Origin of the sequence: Chroococcidiopsis sp. CCALA 051 (assembly GCF_003015105.1) — a bacterium.
GTDB classification, from domain to species: Bacteria; Cyanobacteriota; Cyanobacteriia; order Cyanobacteriales; family Chroococcidiopsidaceae; genus Chroococcidiopsis; species Chroococcidiopsis thermalis.
The window spans coordinates 1-3,741 of sequence record NZ_PYCI01000241.1; the positions used below are offsets into that span (position 1 = coordinate 1).

Here is a 3,741-nt window from a genome sequence, read left to right on the forward strand (position 1 = left end):
TTTAATCTGGCGTAGTGCCTTGGTGGTTCTGGCATCCCAGCCAAAATCCACTCCACAAACTCTGCTTCGCTACGTTCCTTGAATGCTTCGCTAAAGATTCGCTCGTTACCAATTGTACTCTGTCGGCGATCGCCAATCGATTTTCCACAGGCACTCCCCGCACCGTGAGAGGGATAGATTTCCATGCGATCGCCCAGTGGCATGAGTTTGTCGAATAACGAATGATAGAGTTGTGCTGCCAGTTTCTTTTCAGTCCCTCCACCCAGTAAATCGGGTCGTCCAACATCTAAGTTAAATAAGGTGTCGCCCGTAAAGATGCCAAATGGTGCTTCACCCTGCTTGGCATCGGAAATCGAAAAGGAGACGTGTTCGGGTGTATGTCCTGGGGTATGTAAGGCGCGTAGGGTCACGTTACCGAGTTTTAATTCGTCGCCTTCACTCAGTTGTTGTAACTCGAACTGGTAATCGCTACTCTTGCCACCGTATATCGGCGCACTCGTTCTAGCTTTCAGTTCGTGAGAACCGGATACAAAGTCGGCATGAATGTGAGTCTCGATAATCTGCACGATCCTCACACCGAGTTCTCTTGCTCTTTGGATGTAAATATCTACGTCGCGACGGGGATCGATAACTGCTACGACTCCTGCTTTGTCGTCACCCACAATATAGGATAGGTGGGCTAATCCCTCGGCATCGATCTGTTCAAAAACTAGTGCCATTTTACTTTCTCCTGCAATCGTACATGAGGCGATCGCACCACATAAACTTGACTTATTCCTGCTGCTGGTGCGTGGCAACGTAATGCTCTAAAAACTGCTTCATTTGAGGATTGGCATTACAGTCAAAGCCAACCTCGCCTGCTTTCTCAAATACTTGCTCTGGAGTCATGCCTTGGCGTGTTGCCACGTTCATAAACGCCATTACACCCGCCCGCATAGAGCTAGCACAATGAATCAAAGCGGGTTTGGGTAATTTATCTATCTGCTCTAAAACTTGGGTAGTCAACTCGTCAGTCATCTCGTTGGGCTTGACTGGAATATTGGCGTATTGCAATCCTGCGGCTTCTGCCTGTTGTTGCTCGTCTTGAAGAAAACCTTGCTCTTCAGGCGATCGCAAATTCAGCACGGACTTGAAACCCTCGCCAGCTGCCTGCTGCAATTGCTCTGGTGTTACCTGCCCTGCCACTGATAGTTCGTCATTAATCTGTTTGACGTTTTCCATACTTACCTTTTAGTCTTTTTGTACTTACCATATTACCAGTTGGTAATATGGTAGTGTTTCTGCGTTAGTTAGATGTCGTTTTTAGGTTTGTATGCTAAAGCCTTCTCCTCAAGCCCTGACTCCAGTGGCAGAGTTTTTCAAAGTTTTGTCCGAAGTCAGTCGGCTGCAAGTTTTGTGTTCTCTCAAGTCGGGAGCGAAAAACGTGACGGAAATTATCGCTGCAACTGGACTGGGACAAGCAAATGTTTCCAAGCAGCTCAAGATGCTAACGCAAGCAGGTATGGTCGTTCGCCGTCCAAAGGGAATTAGCGTGTTTTACGAGATCTCCGATCCGATCGTGTTTGAGCTTTGCGAAATAGTTTGCGATCGCCTAGCAGTAAGACTTGAGGAACAAACCCAACAGTTAGAGGAACTTCAGAACTTGCGCGATCGCTAAATCTACCTAAATGAATTGTTTGCATTTGAATTGACAATATGCCAAAGTCGAGTACTGCTAAATCCACCGCATGAAGTTCGCGAAGCTTCCTGGCGGCAGAAGTTCTTGTCTTTTAGACAAAAAATACTGACACGACGGCAACTATTTGTCGTATCTGCTGAATCATTCTTCTACACGAGTTGCAATCATTTAACAAGTTGGCTCGCGGATTGCCATCAATAATAAATGCTGCGCATCGACATGGAGAATGTTGATGGAGCGCGACAATGGACAAGACTTACAAAATTGCTACCAACGGCGGCATCTACTGGCAGGGGAAATACGGCATCTTGTTTCTCGACCGTGCAGAAAATAAAGTGACGTTGCGGTTGCGCCAAAAAGTGAAAGGCGAGTTCAGAACTACCAAATGGCTCTGCTTTTCTCTGAGAACGAGCAAGTTGCGCGTCTATATGTGGAGCAAGCGATATGGAGTGCGCGATATCACCTACAGCGACACCGAGTGCATTATTCACAAGCTTGCGAAAGCAGCGCGGGTGGGTGGTTCTGACTCTCGGAATCTACCGATAGCATTGGCAAAGCAAGCCGTAGCCGAACTGTTACAAATCGAGAAATGCCGCAACCTCTACGAAACAACTATCGCTGAGGTATTACCATTTCTCCAACAATACGATTCCATTCCTCCGATTTCCGCTATACTGCGGCTGGGGTTCAAACGAGAAAATCTCAAGGATGCTGTCAAAATTTGGTTTGGTAGGGATAGCAAGCAATTGCTCAAACTCGTAGCACGACTGCTGGAGGCGCAAGTAGAATATGAGAGAAAATGTCTGTGGGCAGTACAAACCAACTGGTTGGCGCTAGCAGTAGCCTTCGCCCAGCAGTGGCAACTCGACTACATCCACGCCCTGTTAGAACTGAAGCCAGTCGAAATCGATCCCAAACAGGTGCATCACCTATTGCAACAGTATTCACCTCAGCGGACGCTGAAGTTGCTGGAGTCGGTAGCAGAAGAGTACAACGCCAGCTATCTGCTAGATGCAGCTAATATGTACTGGCAGATATCAAAGGATCTGCCCCACTACAAACTGCCCCCGCGCCCGCGAACGCTCTGCCAGTTGCACGACTGGATACAACGTGACTATAACCGCTTTTGCAGCGAACGAGAAGAAAAACGCCGCCTGCCAATTAAAAAGCTGGGGAAATTAGACGGCACGGCAGTCAACGGTTTTGTCTTTGTCGTCCCCAGAACCGCTCGTATGCTAATAGAGTGGGGCAATGCTCTCAATACTTGTATTGGTAGCTACGCCGACAAAGCCATTAAACGGCACTGTTATCTGCTCGGTGTGATGGCGGAAGGAGAGCTGAAATATGCCATTGAGATCGACCGTCAAGGTCGGATAGTGCAGTTTAGCGGTCGGAGAAACAGCCGTCCGGCTGCCCCAGACCGAGCGGCAGTCGAAGCATTTTTGCGACCGAGGCTGGAAGAACTATTTCCCAGCAAGTCACAGGCGATCGCAAGTTAAACCCGCTCTCTAGGCGCACCTGGGACCCCTGCTTGACTCGTGAAGGCAGAGGTCTAATTTTTTTCTACCAACGAAAGTGCCTGCACTCTCTCCACGCAAGAGTGCAGGTTAGATTTATATGAAACCAGGTTTCTATGCTGTTGTTGGTAACAGCGACTACATAAGATTAAACGAAAGCAAGATACCGATTTGGGAACTGCTTGACGAGCAACCCACGGGTTGGTTGCGATCGCTTGCCAGCCGCTCTACTACAGTACTGCCCGATCGCCAGCCGATGATTTGGGATTGCGGCGCGTTTGGCTACCGAAATCTTAACATCCCTCAAATTCGTGGTAGATTCGTGACTGCACATTTCTGTATTTACCAATACGCTTGCTTGAGCAAACCTGGAGATGCGATCGTCGCACCAGATCGTATACTTGTAGGCAATCGCATTAACGAGCGCAGAAAATTTAATGGGCAACAGGTAATTGAATTCATTAAGTTACAATACATCGGACAGAATCAGGCGGCGATAGTGCCGTAGGAACGTAGACTTTGGTAGTTGGGATGAGATTTAATCAA

5 protein-coding genes are annotated in these 3,741 nt (G+C 48.0%); 3 read left to right on the plus strand and 2 right to left on the minus strand.

Annotation, left to right across the window (positions count from 1 at the left end; translation table 11 throughout):
* The coding region (locus tag C7Y66_RS30105; RefSeq protein ID WP_146149914.1) for an MBL fold metallo-hydrolase at nt 1-719 on the minus strand (719 nt) is incomplete at its 3' end.
* Nucleotides 720-771: 52 nt separating this feature from the next.
* A complete protein-coding gene (locus tag C7Y66_RS30110) occupies nt 772-1,221 on the minus strand; it encodes a beta-lactamase hydrolase domain-containing protein (RefSeq protein WP_106548342.1) in 450 nt (149 codons plus the stop codon).
* Nucleotides 1,222-1,312: 91 nt separating this feature from the next.
* On the opposite strand from C7Y66_RS30110, the gene C7Y66_RS30115 reads away from it, so the two are divergent.
* From C7Y66_RS30115 to C7Y66_RS30125, 3 genes are all read left to right on the plus strand, one after another.
* Nucleotides 1,313-1,657, plus strand: a complete 345-nt coding sequence (locus tag C7Y66_RS30115) for a helix-turn-helix transcriptional regulator (RefSeq protein ID WP_106548343.1) — start codon at nt 1,313-1,315, stop codon at nt 1,655-1,657.
* Nucleotides 1,658-1,923: 266 nt separating this feature from the next.
* Nucleotides 1,924-3,177 (plus strand): PcfJ domain-containing protein, encoded by a 1,254-nt coding sequence (locus C7Y66_RS30120; RefSeq protein WP_106548344.1) that lies wholly within the window; start codon nt 1,924-1,926, stop codon nt 3,175-3,177.
* A 118-nt stretch (nt 3,178-3,295) separates the two neighbouring features.
* Complete coding sequence (locus C7Y66_RS30125; RefSeq protein WP_199197735.1) at nt 3,296-3,703, plus strand: hypothetical protein; 408 nt, start codon at nt 3,296-3,298, stop codon at nt 3,701-3,703.
* Nucleotides 3,704-3,741 lie beyond the last annotated feature (38 nt).